General features: G+C 58.8%; 21 protein-coding genes. 18 read left to right on the top strand and 3 right to left on the bottom strand.

Translation table 11 applies throughout. The features are described from left to right. Position 1 precedes the first annotated feature (1 nt). Entirely contained in the window at positions 2-886 is an 885-nt protein-coding gene (locus ACQ4MM_RS03060) for a branched-chain amino acid ABC transporter permease (protein WP_431475972.1), read from the top strand. Then, the gene (locus ACQ4MM_RS03055; RefSeq protein WP_431475971.1) at positions 887-1864 is read left to right on the top strand and encodes a branched-chain amino acid ABC transporter permease; all 978 of its coding nucleotides are present in this window, start codon (positions 887-889) and stop codon (positions 1862-1864) included. It abuts the gene before it with no gap. Positions 1865-1884: 20 nt separating this feature from the next. Here ACQ4MM_RS03055 and ACQ4MM_RS03050 read toward each other — a convergent pair whose 3' ends face one another. Next, entirely contained in the window at positions 1885-3042 is a 1158-nt protein-coding gene (locus ACQ4MM_RS03050; RefSeq protein ID WP_431476004.1) for an iron-containing alcohol dehydrogenase, read from the bottom strand. A gap of 92 nt (positions 3043-3134) precedes the next feature. On the opposite strand from ACQ4MM_RS03050, the gene ACQ4MM_RS03045 reads away from it, so the two are divergent. From ACQ4MM_RS03045 to ACQ4MM_RS02975, 15 genes are all read left to right on the top strand, one after another. Beyond that, positions 3135-3896 carry a TSUP family transporter gene (locus tag ACQ4MM_RS03045; RefSeq protein ID WP_431476003.1) on the top strand — a complete coding sequence of 254 codons (762 nt, stop codon included), beginning with the start codon at positions 3135-3137 and terminating at the stop codon, positions 3894-3896. A gap of 157 nt (positions 3897-4053) precedes the next feature. Then, positions 4054-5982, top strand: a complete 1929-nt coding sequence (gene mnmG, locus ACQ4MM_RS03040) for a tRNA uridine-5-carboxymethylaminomethyl(34) synthesis enzyme MnmG (protein ID WP_431475970.1) — start codon at positions 4054-4056, stop codon at positions 5980-5982. Next, the gene (gene rsmG / locus ACQ4MM_RS03035) at positions 5982-6626 is read left to right on the top strand and encodes a 16S rRNA (guanine(527)-N(7))-methyltransferase RsmG (protein ID WP_431475969.1); all 645 of its coding nucleotides are present in this window, start codon (positions 5982-5984) and stop codon (positions 6624-6626) included. The genes mnmG and rsmG overlap by 1 nt, the downstream gene beginning before the upstream one ends. Positions 6627-6724: 98 nt before the next feature. Next, on the top strand, positions 6725-7495 hold the full coding sequence (locus ACQ4MM_RS03030; RefSeq protein WP_431475968.1) for a ParA family protein: 771 nt from the start codon (positions 6725-6727) through the stop codon (positions 7493-7495). Positions 7496-7509: 14 nt separating this feature from the next. Then, entirely contained in the window at positions 7510-8397 is an 888-nt protein-coding gene (locus tag ACQ4MM_RS03025) for a ParB/RepB/Spo0J family partition protein (RefSeq protein ID WP_431475967.1), read from the top strand. A gap of 247 nt (positions 8398-8644) precedes the next feature. Continuing rightward, entirely contained in the window at positions 8645-9013 is a 369-nt protein-coding gene (locus ACQ4MM_RS03020) for an ATP synthase subunit I (protein ID WP_431475966.1), read from the top strand. A 19-nt stretch (positions 9014-9032) separates the two neighbouring features. Further along, entirely contained in the window at positions 9033-9845 is an 813-nt protein-coding gene (gene atpB / locus ACQ4MM_RS03015) for a F0F1 ATP synthase subunit A (protein ID WP_431475965.1), read from the top strand. A 72-nt stretch (positions 9846-9917) separates the two neighbouring features. Continuing rightward, positions 9918-10199 (top strand): F0F1 ATP synthase subunit C, encoded by a 282-nt coding sequence (gene atpE / locus ACQ4MM_RS03010; protein WP_426166986.1) that lies wholly within the window; start codon positions 9918-9920, stop codon positions 10197-10199. A 40-nt stretch (positions 10200-10239) separates the two neighbouring features. Then, positions 10240-10710 (top strand): F0F1 ATP synthase subunit B, encoded by a 471-nt coding sequence (locus ACQ4MM_RS03005; RefSeq protein WP_055939514.1) that lies wholly within the window; start codon positions 10240-10242, stop codon positions 10708-10710. Positions 10711-10712: 2 nt separating this feature from the next. After that, positions 10713-11246 carry a F0F1 ATP synthase subunit delta gene (locus ACQ4MM_RS03000; protein ID WP_431475964.1) on the top strand — a complete coding sequence of 178 codons (534 nt, stop codon included), beginning with the start codon at positions 10713-10715 and terminating at the stop codon, positions 11244-11246. Between the two features lie 48 nt (positions 11247-11294). Continuing rightward, a complete protein-coding gene (atpA, locus tag ACQ4MM_RS02995; RefSeq protein ID WP_431475963.1) occupies positions 11295-12836 on the top strand; it encodes a F0F1 ATP synthase subunit alpha in 1542 nt (513 codons plus the stop codon). A gap of 45 nt (positions 12837-12881) precedes the next feature. After that, entirely contained in the window at positions 12882-13754 is an 873-nt protein-coding gene (atpG, locus tag ACQ4MM_RS02990) for a F0F1 ATP synthase subunit gamma (protein WP_055939526.1), read from the top strand. Positions 13755-13784: 30 nt separating this feature from the next. Then, positions 13785-15185 (top strand): F0F1 ATP synthase subunit beta, encoded by a 1401-nt coding sequence (gene atpD, locus ACQ4MM_RS02985; RefSeq protein ID WP_055939529.1) that lies wholly within the window; start codon positions 13785-13787, stop codon positions 15183-15185. A 52-nt stretch (positions 15186-15237) separates the two neighbouring features. Continuing rightward, positions 15238-15663, top strand: coding sequence for a F0F1 ATP synthase subunit epsilon (locus ACQ4MM_RS02980; RefSeq protein ID WP_055939532.1), 426 nt, complete (start codon positions 15238-15240; stop codon positions 15661-15663). 62 nt (positions 15664-15725) lie between these two features. Next, the gene (locus ACQ4MM_RS02975; RefSeq protein ID WP_431475962.1) at positions 15726-16409 is read left to right on the top strand and encodes an SDR family NAD(P)-dependent oxidoreductase; all 684 of its coding nucleotides are present in this window, start codon (positions 15726-15728) and stop codon (positions 16407-16409) included. Here the strand turns inward: ACQ4MM_RS02975 and ACQ4MM_RS02970 are convergent, their stop codons facing one another. Beyond that, positions 16410-16964: a hypothetical protein gene (locus ACQ4MM_RS02970; RefSeq protein WP_431475961.1), complete on the bottom strand. Its 555-nt coding sequence runs from the start codon at positions 16962-16964 to the stop codon at positions 16410-16412. 112 nt (positions 16965-17076) lie between these two features. Here ACQ4MM_RS02970 and ACQ4MM_RS02965 point away from each other — a divergent pair, with 112 nt between their 5' ends. Further along, positions 17077-17466: a VOC family protein gene (locus ACQ4MM_RS02965; RefSeq protein WP_431475960.1), complete on the top strand. Its 390-nt coding sequence runs from the start codon at positions 17077-17079 to the stop codon at positions 17464-17466. Here the strand turns inward: ACQ4MM_RS02965 and rsgA are convergent. Beyond that, positions 17463-18476 carry a ribosome small subunit-dependent GTPase A gene (gene rsgA, locus ACQ4MM_RS02960; protein WP_431475959.1) on the bottom strand — a complete coding sequence of 338 codons (1014 nt, stop codon included), beginning with the start codon at positions 18474-18476 and terminating at the stop codon, positions 17463-17465. The genes ACQ4MM_RS02965 and rsgA overlap by 4 nt on opposite strands. Between the last annotated feature and the right edge of the window lie 171 nt (positions 18477-18647).

Genomic DNA, 18647 nt, shown 5'->3' with positions numbered 1-18647 from the left:
GATGGAGATCTTCGGCCGCCCGCTTCCGATGATGATGTCCCAGCTTTTGCTGGGGCTCGTCAACGGCTCTTTTTATGCCATGCTGTCCCTCGGCCTCGCCGTGATTTTCGGGCTGCTGAACGTGATCAACTTCGCGCACGGCGCCATGTACATGATGGGCGCCTTCCTTGCGTGGATCGGCATGACTTATTTCGGCATGAGCTATTGGAGCATGCTGTTGCTGGCGCCGTTGATCGTTGGCGTATTGGGCGTGGTGATCGAGAGGACCATGCTGCGCCGCCTGTACCAGCTTGATCATCTTTACGGCTTGCTGCTGACGTTCGGGCTGACCCTGCTGATCGAGGGCAGTTTCCGCTCGTTCTACGGGGTCTCCGGGCAGCCGTTTGAAACGCCTGAGGCCCTGCAGGGGGCAACCGACCTTGGCTTCATGATGATGCCCAATTACCGTGCCTGGGTGGTGTTGGCTTCCCTGGTGGTTTGCCTGGCGACCTGGTTCGTGATCGAGAAGACCAAACTCGGTGCTTACCTGCGCGCCGGCACCGAGAATCCGAAGCTGGTGGAAGCCTTCGGCATCAATGTTCCGCTGATGGTGACCCTGACCTATGGCTTCGGCGTCGCTTTGGCGGGCTTTGCAGGGGTCCTGGCGGCTCCAATCCAGCAAGTGACACCCCTGATGGGGTCGAACCTGATTATCGTCGTGTTCGCCGTTGTGGTGATCGGGGGCATGGGGTCGATCCTGGGCTCGATCGTGACTGGCCTGGCGCTTGGCGTGATCGAAGGCCTGACGAAAGTCTTTTATCCCGAGTTTGCCAACACCGTCGTGTTTTTGGTGATGGTCATCATCCTATTGCTGCGCCCCGCCGGCCTGTTTGGCAAGGAAAAATAGATGAACAAGAAGCTGGGTTATTCCATCGCATTCGTGCTGGCGCTGGGCGCGCCGTTTGTCGGCTATCCCGTGTTGCTGATGAAGCTGCTGTGCTTCGCACTGTTTGCTTGTGCGTTCAACCTGCTGATTGGCTTTACGGGTTTGTTGTCGTTTGGCCATGCCGCCTTCTTTGGCGCGGCAGGCTACTTTGCCGGCAACGCCTTGAAGAATTGGGGCCTGCCATTTGAATTGAGTTTGCTGGTCGGCGTCCTGGCCGGTGCGGCGATTGGGTTGGTGATGGGCGGGTTGGCGATTCGTCGCCAAGGGATTTACTTCTCGATGATTACACTGGCGTTGGCGCAGATGGTGTATTTCGCAGCGCTGCGCTTTACCGATTTCACCGGTGGCGAAGATGGCTTGCAGGGTGTTCCGCGCGGCAAGCTGCTCGGCGTGCTGGACCTGGGTAGCGACCTGACCATGTACTACGTGGTGCTGGGAATTTTCATCGCGGGCTTTGCGCTGATCATGCGCACGGTGCATTCGCCGTTTGGCCAGGTACTGAAGGCGATCAAGGCCAATGAGCCGAGAGCGGTTTCGCTGGGCTATGACGTGGACAAGTACAAGCTTGCCGCGTTCGTGCTTTCGGGTTCATTGGCTGCGCTTGCGGGGGCGACCAAGTCGATTGTGCTGGGCTTTGAAACACTGACCGATGTGCATTGGGCAATGTCCGGCCTGGTCATCCTGATGACGCTGGTTGGTGGGATGGGGACGCTGGTTGGCCCGATCATCGGCGCGATCCTGATCATCTCCCTGGAAAACAAACTTGGCGACTTCGGCACCATGATGGCTGGCGCCACGGGCATCGAGTGGTTCTCCACGCTTGGCGAAGCGGTCAGCCTGGTGATCGGATTTATCTTTGTTGCCTGTGTTCTGTTGTTCCGCAAAGGGCTCGTTGGCGAGTTCCTCGTCCTGCAAGGAAAGTGGCGCAAGCAGGCTTGAGCAGCAGCCAGCGCGACGATTCAGAACGCGAGTTTGTACAGTGAGTAAGCGTCTTCGCGCGTGACGGGGCGCGGGTTGTTGCCGAGCAGGCGGGTCTGCTTCATGGCGTCGTCGGCAAGCAGGTCGAGGTCGCTGTCGCAAATGCCGACCTGGCTCAGGGTGCGGGGCAAGCCGGTGATGGTTGCGAATTGTTGCATTGCAACAGCGAGTGCTTCGGCTCGGGCTGCCGAGCTTCCCTCGGCGAGCGGATCGACGATGGTCGCCAGTTCGGCATACTGCTCGGCGCATGCCTCTGCGTTGAAGCGCAGGACATGGGGCAGTACCAGCGAGTTCGACAGGCCGTGCGGGACATGAAAGATGCCGCCGATGGGGTAGGCCAGCGCATGGACCGCGGCAACCGGAGCATTCCCGAAAGCTTGCCCAGCCAGCATGGCGCCAAGCAGCATGGCCTGGCGGGCGGCCAGGTCGTGGCCGTTTTCGAATGCGCGGATCAGGTGGCGCGAGAGCAGATGCAAAGCTTGGCAAGCGAGCCCATCCGATAGAGGGTTCTTTTTGTGTTTGCTGGTGTATGCCTCGATGGCGTGAACCATGGCGTCGATGCCGGTTGCGGCAGTCACTGCGGGTGGCAAGCCGATGGTGAGCTCGGCATCGAGGATCGCCATGTCGGCGTAAAGCTGGGGTGCGACAATCCCCATCTTGCTGGTCGCGCCGGTGGTGACGATGGAAATGTTGGTGACTTCAGAGCCGGTGCCGGCGGTGGTTGGAATCTGGACCAGGGGCAGGCGTGTGCCGCTCACGTTGCCGATGCCGTAAATTTCGGCCAGCGATTGCGTGCTGGTGGCGAGCACGGCGACCAGTTTGGCCACATCCATCGAACTTCCGCCACCCAGGCCGATCACCAATTCGATCTCATGATTGCGGGCGAGAACAAGGGCCTCTTCAATCACCTGTTCAGGCGGATCAGCTACCACGTCAGCAAATTGTTCCACGTGAAACATTGCTGCGCGCAGACTTGCGATGGGCGCGTCGGCTAGGCCCGTGCGCAAGAATCCCTGGTCGGTCACCAGCAGCACGCGCCGGATGGTGGGGAATCGAGCACGAAGCTCCCGGCCCAGTTCCTTTGTTGCGCCGGGCGCGGACAGGATCACGGGAACGGTAGCGAAGCTGAAAGAGGTCAACAGGTCCATCGGGCAAGCTTACACCAGCCTCCTGCACCGTGCTGATTTCCGACTTACAATATTACATTAGCGAATATAGCTGGGGCAGCGCGATGGTCGAGTATGGTTTGTTGGCGGGAGCTGCATTCGCGGCCGGATTTGTCGATGCGGTGGTGGGAGGTGGCGGACTGATCCAGATTCCAGCCTTGTTCTCGGCCATGGGCGGTACTCCACCGGCGACACTGCTGGGAACGAACAAGGTGGCCAGTGTGTTCGGGACTGGCGCGGCAGCTGTGAATTATGCCCGCCGCACCCAGATCGCCTGGACCACCGTCGCTCCCGCGGCGATCGCAGCTTTCCTGTTTGCCTTCCTGGGCGCTTATACCGTTACCAGGATCCCACCCGATTTCCTGCGCGGCCTGCTGCCATTCGTGCTGGTCGCGGTGGCGGCATATACCTTCTTCCGCAAAGATCTCGGCACCGTTCACGCTCCTCTGCACACCGGTACCAAGGAAAAGGTGTTGGCGGTTCTGGTTGGGGCGGGGATTGGATTCTATGACGGCTTTTTTGGTCCGGGGACCGGCAGCTTCCTGGTCTTCCTGTTTGTACGCAGCTTCGGCTTTGATTTCCTCGGCGCCTCGGCGGCGGCCAAGGTGGTGAATGTGGCGTGTAATGTTGCGGCGATCCTGCTGTTCGGTTTCACCGGCCACATCATCTGGCAACTGGGTTTGATGATGGCCGTCTGCCAGGTCGTCGGTTCTGTGCTCGGGACCAGGCTGGCGCTGAAGCATGGCAGTGAGTTTGTTCGGCGTTTGTTCCTGGTCGTGGTGGTGCTGTTGATCATCAAAACCGGTTATGACGCATGGCTTAAGTGATAGTGTTTCACGTGAAACAATCTCCAGGAGGGCGCCCAACGGCGCCCTTTTTTGTTTCACGTGAAACATTGCGAGCAAAAATATCCTGCCCAAAAAATTCGCAGGGGCGAAAAAACTTTATAATTCAGTTCGATCCCCAGCTTTCCCCATTTTTACCATGTTATTTCCTACTGAATTCGACGTCATCGTTGTCGGCGGTGGTCACGCCGGTACCGAAGCGGCCCTGGCTTCTGCCCGCATGGGCCAGAAGACTCTGCTGTTGACCCACAACATTGAGACGTTGGGCCAGATGTCGTGCAACCCATCCATTGGCGGCATCGGCAAGGGCCACCTCGTCAAAGAGGTCGACGCAATGGGCGGCGCCATGGCTATCGCTACCGATGAGTCGGGCATCCAGTTCCGTATCCTGAATTCGTCCAAAGGCCCTGCCGTGCGCGCGACGCGTGCCCAGGCCGACCGTATCCTGTACAAGGCCGCCATCCGTCATCGCCTGGAAAACCAGCCGAACCTGTGGCTGTTCCAGCAGGCGGTGGACGACCTGATGGTGGAGGGCGACCGCGTGGTCGGCGCCGTCACCCAGATCGGGTTGAAATTTCTGGGCCGTGCCGTCGTGCTGACCGCCGGTACCTTCCTGGACGGTAAGATCCACGTTGGCCTGCAGAACTTTTCCGCTGGACGCGCCGGCGATCCACCAGCGATTTCGCTGTCCGCTCGCCTGAAAGAACTGAAGCTGCCGCAAGGCCGATTGAAGACCGGCACCCCGCCGCGCATCGATGGCCGCAGCATCGACTTCTCGCAAATGACCGAGCAGCCGGGCGACCTGGACCCGGTGCCAGTGTTCTCGGTGATGGGCAATACCTCGATGCACCCGCAGCAATTGCCGTGCTGGATCACCCACACCAATAAGAAGACCCACGACATTATTCGTGGCGGTCTGGACCGTAGCCCAATGTACACCGGCGTGATCGAAGGTGTTGGTCCGCGCTACTGCCCATCAATTGAAGACAAGATCCACCGCTTCTCGGCCAAGGAATCGCACCAGATTTTCCTCGAGCCGGAAGGCCTGACGACCCACGAGTTCTACCCGAACGGGATCTCGACCAGCCTGCCATTCGATGTCCAGATCGAGCTGGTGCGTTCGATGAAAGGGCTGGAGAACGCGCACATCCTGCGCCCGGGTTATGCCATCGAGTACGATTATTTTGACCCGCGCGGCCTGAAGGCTTCGCTGGAAACCAAGGCGATCAACGGCCTGTTCTTTGCCGGCCAGATCAACGGCACCACCGGTTACGAAGAAGCGGCGGCGCAGGGCATGCTGGCCGGTATCAACGCCGCACTGCAAACCCAGGGTAAGGAATCCTGGACCCCAGCCCGTTCCGAAGCCTATCTCGGCGTGCTGGTAGACGACCTGGTAACGCAAGGCGTGCAAGAGCCGTACCGCATGTTCACCAGCCGCGCGGAATACCGCCTGAGCCTGCGCGAAGACAACGCTGACATGCGCCTGACAGAAATCGGGCGTAAGCTCGGTGTGGTTGGTGATGCGCAATGGGAAGCCTTCGAGCGCAAACGCGAAGCCGTGGCGCAAGAACTTGAGCGTCTGAAATCGACCTGGGTCAACCCGCGCATCCTGGCAGCCGCCGAGTCCGAACGTGTCATTGGCCAAGCCATTGAGCGCGAATATTCGCTGGCCGACCTGCTGCGCCGTCCAGGTGTCGGCTACGCAAAGCTGATGACCATGACCGGCAACGAAGGCCAGTCGCTGGCCGGGCCGGGCGTCAGTGATGAGGCGGTGAAGGAACAAATCGAGATCACCTTGAAGTACTCGGGCTATATCGATCGCCAGCTGCGCGAAGTCGAGCGCCATGAGCATTACGAGAACCTGAAGCTGCCGGAAGGTTTCAACTACGCCGAGATCACGGCGCTGTCGATGGAAGTGCGCCAGAAACTGCAGAAGCATCGTCCGGAAACCCTGGGCCAGGCTTCGCGTATTTCGGGCGTAACCCCGGCCGCGATCTCGCTGTTGCTGGTGCACCTGAAGAAAGCCGGCTACGGCGGATTCGTTACGCTGAAAGATGAGGCGGCTTAATGGCGGTGTTTGATCGCGCCGCGCTGGCGCATGTACTGAAGAACGGTGTCGAACAGCTGGAACTGGGCCTGAGCGAAGCACAGCAGGAAAAACTGCTGGACTACCTGGCCTTGTTGAACAAGTGGAACAAGGTGTACAACCTGACGGCCGTGCGCGACCCGATGGAAATGATGACCCTGCACGTCCTCGATTCGCTGGCGGCAGTGCCCGCCTTCAAGGATGCGCAGAATGTGCTGGATGTAGGGGCAGGGGGCGGGTTGCCGGGCGTAGTACTGGCGATCGCCCGGCCGGACATGAAAGTGTCGATGATCGACATTGTCCACAAGAAGACGGCCTTCCTGAACCAGGTGAAGGCAGAGCTGGAACTGGGCAACGTAACGGTGTACACGAAGAAGGTGCAGGACCTGCAGGTCAAGACCGCTTACGACGTCATCACCTCGCGTGCTTTTGCTGACCTCAGCGATTTTGTGAACTGGTCCGGGCACCTGCTGGCAGAGGGCGGGCGATTCATCGCCCTGAAAGGCACGGCGCCGGCAGAGGAGCGCGAGCGACTGCCAGACCCATGGAAAGTGAACGAGCTACAGCCTTTGCAAATACCAGGACTGGACGCACAGCGTCACCTGGTTTTCATCGGCAGGGTGTAACAGGCTAAACAGTATAAATAATTTTAATCGTTTATACGAAATAAATAGTATAAACGGTTGATACCGAATAAACGATTTAGACCATATAAGAAAACTCGATGGCCAAAATTTTCTGTGTAGCAAATCAAAAAGGCGGCGTAGGTAAGACTACCACGACTGTTAACCTGGCCGCCGGCCTGGCCAAACTTAATCAACGAGTGTTGCTTGTTGACCTCGATCCACAGGGTAACGCAACAATGGGCGCCGGGATCAACAAGGCGACGCTTCAAGCTTCCACTTATGAAGTCTTGCTCGGCGCCTCCGACGTGGCCACCGCGCGCGTGCGCTCGGAAGCGGGCGGCTTTGACGTGCTGCCGGCCAACCGCGAGCTGGCCGGTGCGGAAGTCGAGATGGTGCAGCTTGAGAACCGCGAACGGCGCCTGCGCGATGCGCTGGCCGCGGCAGCTAAAGACTATGACTTCATGCTGATCGATTGTCCTCCTGCATTGTCAATGCTGACGCTGAACGGCCTGTGCGCGGCGCATGGCGTGATCATCCCCATGCAGTGCGAGTACTACGCGCTGGAAGGTTTGTCCGACCTGGTCAACACCATCAAGAAGGTGCACGCCAACCTGAACCCGGACCTCAAGATCATCGGGCTGCTGCGCGTGATGTTCGATCCGCGCATGACCCTGTCGCAGCAAGTCTCGGCCCAGCTCGAGCAGCACTTCGGCGACAAAGTATTCAAGACCATCATCCCGCGGAATGTGCGACTGGCTGAGGCGCCTTCGTATGGGATGCCGGGCGTGACGTTCGATCCGACGTCGAAGGGCGCTCAGGCCTACATCGCCTTCGGCGCCGAGATGGTTAAACGTATCAAGAAAATGTAAGCGACTTATCCACAATGGCTACTAAAAAAATGAAAGGCCTCGGCCGCGGACTCGACGCGCTGCTCGGCGGCGACGAAGATCCGTCCAACCCAACTTCGCACCCGACCCCGTCGGAGATGGCTGTGCAATTCTTGCAAGCCGGCAAGTATCAGCCGCGTACCCAGATGGATGAGGGTGGCCTGGCGGAGCTGGCATCGTCGATCAAGACCCAGGGCATCATCCAGCCGCTGCTGGTGCGCCCGGTTGGCATCGACACGGCAACTGGCCATGTCAAATATGAAATCATCGCCGGCGAGCGTCGCTTCCGTGCTGCGCAGCTTGCCGGTTTGGAAACTGTGCCGGTCCTGGTGAAGGATGTGGATGACACGACCGCGGCCGCCATGGCCCTGATCGAGAACATCCAGCGTGAAGACCTGAATCCGCTCGAAGAGGCGCAGGGTATCCATCGCCTGATTACCGACTTTTCGTTCACCCACGAGCAGGCGGCGCAGGCTGTCGGCCGTTCGCGTTCGGCGGTGTCCAATTTGCTGCGTCTGCTGAACCTGGCGGAGCCGGTGCAGACCATGCTGATGGCAGGCGATATCGACATGGGCCATGCGCGTGCGCTGCTGGCTGTCGATGCGGCATCGCAAATTGCTTTGGCGAATGTTGTTGTAGCGAAACGACTATCGGTGCGTGAGACGGAAAAACTTGTCCACAACCATATGGAAGAGGCGAAGGTTAAGCCGACCGCCCGGGCCAAGGAAAAGTCGGGCGATATCAAGCGGCTGGAAGAGGAGCTGTCGGATAGCTTGGCTACTTCGGTGGTGTTCAAGATGGGGGCCAAAGGACGTGGCCAGATGATCATCGATTTCGCCGACCTCGATATTCTGGATGGGGTTATTGCCCGTCTGCGCGGCTAACACCGGCAAAACAGGGTCTGACCCAAGGGTCAGACCCGCACCTTCAGCAGCCGCATAAGCGGGTCCGACCCTTGGGTCGGACCCAGATCTACCGGTTTTGGATTACCCCCGAAGTAATCGCCAAATGCCTCCCTTTTGAGCAGAATAAGTTGTTGTTAGAGCGACTTTTTGCGATGCACCACGTTTGACCTTGGTGATGTAAACAAACTATAATCCCGTGTCTTTGGGTCTTAGGGAATGGTGGCAAGTGAGTGATTCTTCGAGAAGTATCGCCTGGCCAGTGTTCCGAGTAGTTGCCCTGCAATTCACAATCGCCGTCCTCTTTTCCGCCACCGTGGCGCTTTTCGCCGGGGTGGAAAAAGGCTGGTCCGCTGCCATGGGCGGCGGTATGGCAGTAATCGGTAGCCTGGTTTACGCGTTGATGGTTGCGCGCGGCTCCGACGATGCAAAGAAAGCATTTCGAGCGCACTTCCGCGCCGAGATGCTGAAGGTATTTGTAACGGCAGTGCTGTTTATTTGCGCACTGGTGCTGTTTAAGTCAGCCGCCTGGTTATGGCTGATCCTGGGATTCGTAGTGGCAACCCTGGCTTATTGGCTGTCGCTGCTCAAGATTTAATCATTAAAAATTCGGACCTATGACTACTGAACACGCAACGGGCGGTCACGCCGGCCCGGCTAACGCCACCGAGTATATCCAGCACCACCTGACCCACAACAGCACTGGTGCAACTCCAAGTGATTTCAACCTGGACACCTTCTGGATCTCCTTCGCCCTGGGCCTGGTTTTCCTGGTGTTCTTCGCTATGGCAGCCCGTCGCGCCACCCCTGGCGTACCAGGCAAGCTGCAGAACTTCGTGGAATGGGTCATGGAGATGGTCAACGAGACCGTCAATTCCGCGTTCCACGCCAAATCCGCAGTTATCGCTCCTCTGGCCATCACCATTTTCGTATGGGTCTGGCTGATGAACGCAATGGACTTCCTGCCAGTCGACCTGCTGCCTAAGCTGCTGAGCTATGTTGGCGTCAACTACCTGCGCGTCGTCCCGACCGCCGACGTCAACCACACCTTCGGCATGTCGATCGGCGTCCTGATCTGCATCATCGGCTTCTCGATCAAAGCCAAAGGCGTTGGCGGCTGGGGTAAAGAACTGTTCACCGCACCGTTCCACGCTCACGGCACCGTGGCCACCATCCTGCTGGCTCCTGTGAACTTCATCTTCCAGATGCTGGAACTGTTCGCCAAGCCAATCTCCCTGTCGCTGCGACTGTTCGGCAATATGTACGCCGGCGAACTGATCTTCATCCTGATCGCGCTGCTGCCATGGTGGGCACAGTGGCTGCTGGGCGGTCCATGGGCAATTTTCCACATTCTGATTGTTACCCTGCAAGCGTTTGTGTTTATGGCGTTGACGGTTGTGTACCTGGCCCTCGCGGTTGAAAAGCACTAATCAGCAACTTATTCGTAGTATTTGGTTTTAGTTTTTTGGTATTTTCGTTTTTTTTAAATTAGGAGAAATCTAATGCAAGCTCTGATCGCACAAGTACAAAGCATGACCGTTCTGGCCGTAGCAATCATCGTTGGCCTGGGCGCCATCGGCACCGCACTCGGCTTCGCTATCCTGGGTGGCAAGTTCCTGGAAGCTTCGGCACGTCAACCAGAACTGATGCCACAACTGCAAACCAAACTGTTCGTTATCGCTGGTCTGCTGGACGCGATCTCCATGATCGGCGTTGGTGTTGCTCTGCTGTTCACCTTCAACAACCCATTCCTGACCGCCCTGACCGCCGCTGCTGCTCAGTAATCTTTCTCCTGAATCTGGAGAAAACTTTTAGGAGCAAGGTATGAACATCAATATGTCTCTCATCGGTCAGATGATCACCTTCGCGGTGCTCGTCTGGTTCTCGATGAAGTTCGTATTCCCAGCGCTGAATGGTGCGCTGGATGAGCGTGCCAAGCGAATTGCAGATGGTCTGGCTGCCGCCGACCAAGGTCAGGATGCCATGAAGCGCGCTGAAAAAGCCGCTGCAGAACTCCTGACCACTGCCCGTAACGACGCTTCGTCGCTCGTTTCGGACGCTGAAAAGCGTGCTCAGCTGGTCGCTGAAGAAGTCAAAGCAAACGCACAAGCTGAAGCTGCCCGCATCGTGGCACAAGCTAAAGCTGAAGCTGAGCAGCAAGTAACCCAGGCCCGCGAAGCACTGCGCGGCCAAGTGGCTGATCTGGCTGTGAAGGGCGCGGAGCAAATCCTGAAGCGCGAAGTCAACGCGTCGGCTCACGCTGACCTGCTGTCTCGCCTGGCTACCGAGCTCTGATTATGGCAGAGCTCGCAACCGTCGCCCGTCCTTACGCGGAAGCCGTCTTCCGCGTAGCCCAGGCTGGCAACCTCGCGCAGTGGTCCGATCTGGTGTCCGAACTGGCCCAGATCGGTTCGCATGAAGAGGTGCTGGCATATGCCCGCAATCCAAAAGTTCTGGATAGCGATGTCATCGCAGCCATCAAGGCCTTGCTGAAATCGCCGCTCAACGCGGAAGCGAACAACTTCCTCTCGATGCTGATCGAAAACGGTCGTATCGCACTGCTGCCGGAAATCGGTGCCCAATTCGCGCTGCTGAAGAATGCGGCCGAAGGTGCGGCAGACGCCGAGATCACGAGCGCATTCGACATGAGCGAAGCCCAAGTGGCCGAGCTGATCAAGACGCTGGAAAAGAAATTCAGCCGCAAGCTTAAACCAGTCGTGTCCGTTGATCCATCGCTGATCGGTGGCGTTCGCGTCGTGGTTGGCGACGAAGTGCTGGACACTTCGGTCAATGCCAAGCTGCAGCAGCTGCGTTCCGCGCTGGTCGCCTAATCAGGCCGCCTTTCGCGACAGCTAGAGAGAAAACATTTAGGAGTTAGTATGCAACTCAACCCATCCGAAATCAGCGAGCTGATCAAGAGCCGGATCCAAGGCATTGACGGCGGCGCTGAAGTGCGCAATCAAGGCACCGTAATTTCCGTAGCAGACGGTATCTGCCGCATCCACGGCCTGTCGGACGTGATGCAAGGTGAGATGCTGGAATTCCCAGGCAACACCTTTGGCCTGGCAATGAACCTGGAGCGCGACTCCGTTGGTGCCGTTATTCTGGGCGCCTACGAGCACATCTCCGAAGGCGACACCGTTAAGTGCACCGGCCGTATCCTGGAAGTGCCAATCGGTCCTGAACTGTGCGGCCGCGTAGTTAACGCGCTGGGCCAGCCGATCGACGGCAAGGGTCCTGTCAACACCAGCCTGACCTCCCCAATCGAAAAGATCGCTCCAGGCGTTATCGCCCGTGAGTCCGTCGGCCAGCCTATGCAGACCGGCCTGAAGTCGATCGACGCGATGGTACCAATCGGCCGTGGCCAGCGTGAGCTGATCATTGGCGACCGTCAGACCGGTAAGTCCGCCGTTGCAGTTGATGCCATCATCAACCAAAAAGGCCAGGGCGTTACCTGTATCTACGTTGCTATCGGCCAGAAAGCATCGACCATCAAGAACATTGTGCGTTCCCTGGAACAGCACGGCGCGATGGAGTACACCATTGTTGTCGCCGCTTCCGCTTCGGAATCCGCAGCAATGCAGTACATCTCGGCTTACTCCGGTTGCACCATGGGCGAATACTTCCGCGACCGCGGTGAAGACGCGCTGATCGTGTACGATGACCTGTCCAAGCAAGCAGTTGCTTACCGTCAGATCTCCCTGCTGCTGCGCCGCCCACCAGGCCGCGAAGCGTACCCAGGCGACGTGTTCTACCTGCACAGCCGTCTGCTGGAACGCGCAGCTCGCGTGAACGCCGACTACGTCGAAGCCTTCACCAAGGGCGCTGTCAAAGGCAAGACCGGTTCCCTGACCGCCCTGCCAATCATCGAAACCCAGGCTGGCGACGTTTCGGCGTTCGTTCCAACCAACGTGATTTCGATTACCGACGGCCAGATCTTCCTGGAAACTTCGCTGTTCAACTCCGGTATCCGTCCTGCGATTAACGCAGGTATCTCGGTGTCCCGCGTTGGTGGCGCTGCGCAGACCAAGGTCATCAAGAACCTGTCCGGCGGTATCCGTACCGACTTGGCACAGTACCGTGAACTGGCTGCGTTCGCGCAGTTCGCTTCCGACCTGGACGAATCGACCCGTAAGCAGCTGGACCGCGGTGCCCGCGTGACCGAACTGCTGAAGCAGGCTCAGTACTCGCCGCTGTCGATTTCCCTGATGGGCGCTTCCCTGTTCGCAGTGAACAAAGGCTTCCTGGACAGCGTTCCAGTCAAGCGCGTGCTGGCTTTCGAAGCTGAAATGCACTCGTTCCTGAAGACCAAGCACTCCGCACTGCTGGCCAAGATCGAAGAAACCAAGCAACTGGACAAAGACAGCGAAGCTGCGCTGTCGGCCGCCATTGCTGATTTCAAGAAATCCTTCGCAAACTAATACCTGGTGGCCCGGTAACGGGCCACCCCGCAAAGGAGAAGGATCATGGCAGCAGGCAAAGAGATACGTGGCAAGATCAAGAGCGTAGAGAATACGAAGAAGATCACCAAGGCGATGGAAATGGTCGCCGCATCGAAAATGCGCAAGGCGCAGGACCGTATGCGCGCCGCCCGTCCCTACAGTGACAAGATTCGTAATATCGCTGCAAACTTGGCGAATGCCAACCCCGAGTACACGCACCCGTTCCTGGCTGAAGCCGGTACGGAAGCCAAGGCTGTGGGCTTTATCATCGTGACGACCGACAAAGGTCTGTGCGGTGGTATGAACACCAACGTTCTGCGTATGGTGACCAACAAGACCCGCGAGCTGGAAGCTGCAGGCAACAAGATTGAAGCAGTCGCAATTGGTAATAAAGGTTTGGGCTTCCTGAACCGCATCGGTGTACCAGTGGTCGCACAAGCTACCCAGATCGGCGATACGCCGCACCTGGAAAAGCTGATCGGCCCAGTGCAAGTGATGCTGGAGAAATTCCAGGAAGGCAAACTGGACGCCGTTTACCTGTGCTACACCAAGTTCATCAACACGATGAAGCAAGAACCGTTGGTCGAGCAGCTGTTGCCGCTGACCGCGGACAAGATGAAGGCCGATGACAAGTCCCACAACTGGGACTACATCTACGAGCCGGATGCTGCTTCCGTGATCGACGAACTGCTTGAGCGCTACATTGAAGCGCTGGTGTACCAGGCCGTTGCAGAAAACCTGGCGTCCGAGCAATCGGCGCGTATGGTGGCGATGAAGTCCGCATCGGACAACGCCGGCAACGTGATCGGTGAGCTGAAGCTGGTCTACAACAAGACCCGCCAGGCTGCAATTACCAAAGAACTGTCTGAAATCGTCGCCGGTGCGGCAGCGGTTTAAACGAATTTAACTATATTTGAAGGAACGAACATGGCTGATGGCAAAATCGTTCAGTGTATCGGCGCAGTGGTGGACGTTGAGTTCCCACGCAACGCGATGCCTAAGGTTTTTGACGCGCTGAAAATGGAAGGCTCCGAGCTGACCCTGGAAGTGCAACAGCAGTTGGGTGACGGCATTGTCCGTACCATTGCTCTGGGCTCCTCCGACGGTCTGCGTCGCGGCATGACCATCCAGAACACCGGCAAACCAATCATGGTTCCAGTGGGTAAAGCCACCCTGGGCCGTATTATGGACGTGCTGGGCAACCCGATCGACGAATGCGGCCCTGTCTCCCACGAGCAGACTGCTTCGATCCACCGCGTAGCTCCTGCTTACGACGAACTGTCCCCATCCCAAGACCTGCTGGAAACCGGCATCAAGGTGATTGACCTGGTCTGCCCATTCGCTAAGGGTGGTAAGGTTGGTCTGTTCGGCGGTGCAGGTGTGGGCAAGACCGTGAACATGATGGAACTGATCAACAACATCGCTAAAGCGCACTCGGGTCTGTCCGTGTTCGCTGGTGTTGGTGAGCGTACCCGTGAAGGTAACGACTTCTACCACGAAATGGCTGACGCTAAAGTGGTTGACCTGGAAAACCCGGCCAACTCCAAAGTAGCCATGGTTTACGGTCAGATGAACGAACCACCAGGCAACCGTCTGCGCGTCGCGCTGACCGGCCTGACCATCGCTGAATCGTTCCGTGACGAAGGCCGTGACGTTCTGTTCTTCGTGGACAACATCTACCGCTTCACCCTGGCCGGTACCGAAGTTTCCGCACTGCTGGGCCGTATGCCTTCCGCAGTGGGTTACCAGCCTACCCTGGCTGAAGAGATGGGCCGTCTGCAGGAGCGTATTACCTCCACCAAGACCGGTTCGATCACCTCGATCCAGGCCGTGTACGTTCCAGCGGATGACTTGACCGACCCGTCGCCAGCGACCACCTTCGGTCACCTGGATTCGACCGTCGTTCTGTCCCGTGACATCGCTGCGCTGGGTATCTACCCTGCAGTTGACCCACTGGATTCGACCTCCCGCCAGCTGGACCCGCTGGTCGTGGGCGAAGAGCACTACGCTACCGCACGCGCCGTACAGGGCACCCTGCAGCGTTACAAAGAACTGCGCGACATTATCGCGATTCTGGGTATGGACGAACTGGCTCCGGAAGACAAGCTGGTGGTGGCACGTGCACGTAAGATGCAGCGTTTCCTGTCCCAGCCGTTCCACGTTGCTGAAGTGTTTACCGGTTCCCCAGGTAAGTACGTTTCGCTGAAAGACACGATCAAGGGCTTCAAGATGATCGCTTCCGGCGAACTGGACCACCTGCCAGAACAGGCCTTCTACATGGTTGGTACCATCGACGAAGCCATCGAAAAAGCCAAGAAACTGGGCTAATCGATTGAAGTAGCGGCCTCGCTTGCGGGGCTGCTATCTACAGAGGATAAACATGGCAAACACTATTCACGTTGATGTGGTTTCGGCCGAAGAGCAGATCTTCTCGGGCGAAGCGACTTTCGTGGCGTTGCCGGGCGAGCAGGGCGAGCTGGGTATCTACCCTAAGCACACCCCGCTGATCACCCGTATCCGTCCAGGCGCGGTGCGCATCCAGATTCCAGGCCAGGCTGAAGAAGAGTTCGTCTTCGTCGCCGGCGGCCTGCTGGAAGTGCAGCCAAACGCTGTGACGGTCCTGGCTGACACCGCGATCCGTGGTCATGACCTGGATGAAGCCAAAGCTGAAGCTGCCAAGAAACTGGCGGAAGAAAGCCTGGCCAACAAACAGACCGGCATCGACTACGCGAAAGCACAAGCAGAACTGGCAGCGGCTATTGGCCAGCTGGCAGCAATCGCAAAACTGCGCAAGATCAAGGGCTAATTCCTTTTTCCCGCAGCATCGGAAAGGCAGCTTCGGCTGCCTTTTTCTTTTATGATTGGCGCATGACGACAATTATCATCACCGGCGCCGCTGGCGCACTTGGCAGTGCTGTTGCCCGCGCCTTCGACGCCGCAGGTGCCAGCACCATCCTGATTGGCCGCGATACCGCGCGGCTGCAAGCGGCCTGCGGGCCGGCCAGCGAACGCCGCATGTTGGCCGTTGCCGACCTGCGCGACGCTGCCTCGGTCGCCGCCGCAGCACGCGCCGGCGCCGAGCGCTTCGGCCGGATCGATGCCTTGTGCAATATCGCTGGCGGCTTTGCGATGGGCACGCCGGTGCATGCCACCAGCGACGCGCAGTGGGATGAATTGTTCGATTTGAACGTGCGCAGCCTGCGCAATACCGTCGCCGCCGTGGTGCCTGGCATGCTGGACGGGCAGGGCGGAAAGATCGTCAACATCGCTTCCGGTTCCGCGCGCCAGGGTTTGGCGAATATGGGCGCTTACTGCGCCAGCAAGGATGTGGTGATTCGCCTGACGGAATCCATGTCGGCGGAACTGCGCGGGCAGGGCATCAACGTCAACTGCGTGCTGCCGGGGACTATCGACACGCCCGACAACCGCGCCTCAATGCCGAACGCCGACCGCAGCAAATGGGTCACGCCGGAAGCGCTGGCCGATGTGATTCTCTTCCTTTGCAGCCCGGCCGCCCGTGCCATCCATGGCGCTGCGATCCCCTGTACTTGATCAGTGGCACATGCCGTAGGCCTGCTTGTCCTCAAACCAGCGGTAGGTGAAGGTGCGGGAGACGTAGCGCTTCTCGCCGATGATGACGTCGGGCGGGGTCAGGTCGAAGCGTTTCGGCATCTTGCCCTTGATGATCAGGCGGTAGCGGAACTGGGTGTCATCGCTGGTGCCGACGGCATACAGGGCGAGGGGCACGCCGTTGACGATTTCCACAATTTCGGGCTTGCCATTGGTCGGGCGCTGGTAGACGCTCAGCACGGTCGCGTTTTCAATCAGCGGGCCCTTCGGCTGGCTGACCTGGAAGTGGGCGGTGGCAAAGTGCACTTGGGTGGTGCGGGGCAGCATGTAGTTGACCCCGATTTCCATGCCGCCTTCGGCTGGTTGCGGCAGGACCGTCGTGGCAGCCACGGTAATCCCACGCGGAAACGCAAACGTGTCTGCATCCACTGGGGTGCTGCAGTCGGCCGACGTGGCCTGGTACAGCGACGCAGGCGTATAGGTATCGCCACAGCTGGCGAGGGCAAGCAGCAGGGCGAGTGGCGCGGCTTTGCGCATGTTGTAAACCTCTTGTTTTTGGTCCCGACAGTTTACCCGACCGGCTAGCCGAGTGGTGCGCCACCTGCCCTGACGCAGTGCTATCTTGAACCAAACGTGATGGGAGGCATTGATGATCCACCATCTGGGTATCGTTGTTGCAGATTTCGTGCGCAGCGCGGCGCTCTATGATGCCTGCCTGGCTCCTCTCGGGATTCGCCGTGCGGAGACCGATCTGGACTGGGCCATTTATGCCGCGGCAGCCGGCCATCCCTTCCTGTGGGTGGGCGCGGAGATTCCCAGCTTTTGGAAAAGCGGGCACGAACCCTCGCGCAGTCCCATCCATTTGGCATTCACCGCGCCGGACCGGGCGGCGGTGAATGCTTTTTACTATGCGGCGATCGAGCTGGGAGCCGAAGACAACGGGGCCCCGGGTCCACGCGTCAGCGATGCAAATTTCTACAGCGCGTTCATTATTGACCTCGACGGCAATAACATCGAGGCCACCGTGCAGGAAACTTAGCCCCGCTTCAACCGGCTGCGTACTGCGGCCGATTTCATCAGGGATTTCCATTTTTGCCGTTCAGCAATCCGTTCCAGCGCGGTTTGCTGGTTGCGGCGTACTTCGCGCTGCAGCTTGTGGAAATTATGCAGGCGGTCGGGGTCCACGTGGCCAACCACGGCGCAGCCAGGTTCGCCCTCGTGCCGGCAATCGCGGAACTGGCAGCCCGCCGCCAGCGACTCGATATCCTCGAAAGCGGACGATAAGGATTCCGGGCTCAGGCTGCGTAAGCCCGGCGTATCGATGATGCATGCGCCGGCAGGGCACAGATGCATCGACCGCGCGGTCGTCGTGTGGCGGCCGCGATGATCGGTGCGCCGCACGCCGCCGGTTTCCTGGGCGGATCCGGCCAGGGCGTTGGTCAAGGTCGACTTGCCGGCGCCGGAAGAACCCAGCAGGCAGATCGTCTGGCCGCTACCCAGCCAGGGCTCCAGTTGCGCAATCGATCCCGGATCGGTACCGTTCACCAGCAGGAATTGCGTGCCCGAGGGCAGGCGTTCCGTCAGGGCGGCCACCCGGCTATCGAGGTCCGAGCAAAGATCTGGCTTGCTGAGCACGATCAGGGGCGTGACTTCGGCGGCCGCTGCCAGCGCCAGATAGCGTTCGATCCGGCGCAGATTGAAGTCGCCGTCCAGGCCCATGACCAGCAAGGCGGTGTCGATATTGCTTGCGATCGGTGGCGAATCGGCGCGGGCAAACTGGTTCATTGGGGATAAACGATGATTTATCCACACCTCGTTGAGGGAATTGGCCTCGGCGATGACCCAGTCGCCGACGCAAAGCGGTATTTCGGCGAGCAGGCGGGGCAGGGCGCGTGCGTGCAGTTCCACCGTACCGTCGTGCAGTGTGATGCGGTCGCGTTGATATTCTGTGATGCGGTACAGCCGGCCGGCAGGTGCTTCGGCCAGGCGCGAAATGATGGTGTTGTTAAGTCCGATACTGCGTAAAGCTTCGTAGTCGAAGTCGATCATGATGAGCGTTTTCCATGGGTGAACACGGCCAGCCACGCGCGGCGTGGCAAGCAGGAATAGTCTGGAAAAGTCGGCGCCCGGCTGGGCGCTCTAGCTCAAACGCTGAAGGTCAGGCAGCCGACAGGAGGGCAAGATCAAACGAACGCATGGCAAATCTCCTGTGGGTTGGTG

The organism is Massilia eburnea, assembly GCF_050709955.1.
Taxonomy (GTDB): Bacteria; Pseudomonadota; Gammaproteobacteria; order Burkholderiales; family Burkholderiaceae_D; genus Rugamonas; species Rugamonas eburnea_A.
The sequence above is the reverse complement of the archived record's forward strand: the minus strand, read 5'-3'. Positions and strand labels throughout refer to the sequence as shown.

What these genes read in the sequence shown, in the direction of transcription:
- ACQ4MM_RS03060 (WP_431475972.1), top strand. Translation starts at nt 2, where the DNA reads ATGGAGATCTTCGGCCGCCCGCTTCCGATGATGATGTCCCAGCTTTTG.
- ACQ4MM_RS03055 (WP_431475971.1), top strand. Translation starts at nt 887, where the DNA reads ATGAACAAGAAGCTGGGTTATTCCATCGCATTCGTGCTGGCGCTGGGC.
- ACQ4MM_RS03045 (WP_431476003.1), top strand. Translation starts at nt 3,135, where the DNA reads ATGGTCGAGTATGGTTTGTTGGCGGGAGCTGCATTCGCGGCCGGATTT.
- mnmG (WP_431475970.1), top strand. Translation starts at nt 4,054, where the DNA reads ATGTTATTTCCTACTGAATTCGACGTCATCGTTGTCGGCGGTGGTCAC.
- rsmG (WP_431475969.1), top strand. Translation starts at nt 5,982, where the DNA reads ATGGCGGTGTTTGATCGCGCCGCGCTGGCGCATGTACTGAAGAACGGT.
- ACQ4MM_RS03030 (WP_431475968.1), top strand. Translation starts at nt 6,725, where the DNA reads ATGGCCAAAATTTTCTGTGTAGCAAATCAAAAAGGCGGCGTAGGTAAG.
- ACQ4MM_RS03025 (WP_431475967.1), top strand. Translation starts at nt 7,510, where the DNA reads ATGGCTACTAAAAAAATGAAAGGCCTCGGCCGCGGACTCGACGCGCTG.
- atpB (WP_431475965.1), top strand. Translation starts at nt 9,033, where the DNA reads ATGACTACTGAACACGCAACGGGCGGTCACGCCGGCCCGGCTAACGCC.
- atpE (WP_426166986.1), top strand. Translation starts at nt 9,918, where the DNA reads ATGCAAGCTCTGATCGCACAAGTACAAAGCATGACCGTTCTGGCCGTA.
- ACQ4MM_RS03005 (WP_055939514.1), top strand. Translation starts at nt 10,240, where the DNA reads ATGAACATCAATATGTCTCTCATCGGTCAGATGATCACCTTCGCGGTG.
- ACQ4MM_RS03000 (WP_431475964.1), top strand. Translation starts at nt 10,713, where the DNA reads ATGGCAGAGCTCGCAACCGTCGCCCGTCCTTACGCGGAAGCCGTCTTC.
- atpA (WP_431475963.1), top strand. Translation starts at nt 11,295, where the DNA reads ATGCAACTCAACCCATCCGAAATCAGCGAGCTGATCAAGAGCCGGATC.
- atpG (WP_055939526.1), top strand. Translation starts at nt 12,882, where the DNA reads ATGGCAGCAGGCAAAGAGATACGTGGCAAGATCAAGAGCGTAGAGAAT.
- atpD (WP_055939529.1), top strand. Translation starts at nt 13,785, where the DNA reads ATGGCTGATGGCAAAATCGTTCAGTGTATCGGCGCAGTGGTGGACGTT.
- ACQ4MM_RS02980 (WP_055939532.1), top strand. Translation starts at nt 15,238, where the DNA reads ATGGCAAACACTATTCACGTTGATGTGGTTTCGGCCGAAGAGCAGATC.
- ACQ4MM_RS02975 (WP_431475962.1), top strand. Translation starts at nt 15,726, where the DNA reads ATGACGACAATTATCATCACCGGCGCCGCTGGCGCACTTGGCAGTGCT.
- ACQ4MM_RS02970 (WP_431475961.1), bottom strand. Translation starts at nt 16,964, where the DNA reads ATGCGCAAAGCCGCGCCACTCGCCCTGCTGCTTGCCCTCGCCAGCTGT.
- ACQ4MM_RS02965 (WP_431475960.1), top strand. Translation starts at nt 17,077, where the DNA reads ATGATCCACCATCTGGGTATCGTTGTTGCAGATTTCGTGCGCAGCGCG.
- rsgA (WP_431475959.1), bottom strand. Translation starts at nt 18,476, where the DNA reads ATGATCGACTTCGACTACGAAGCTTTACGCAGTATCGGACTTAACAAC.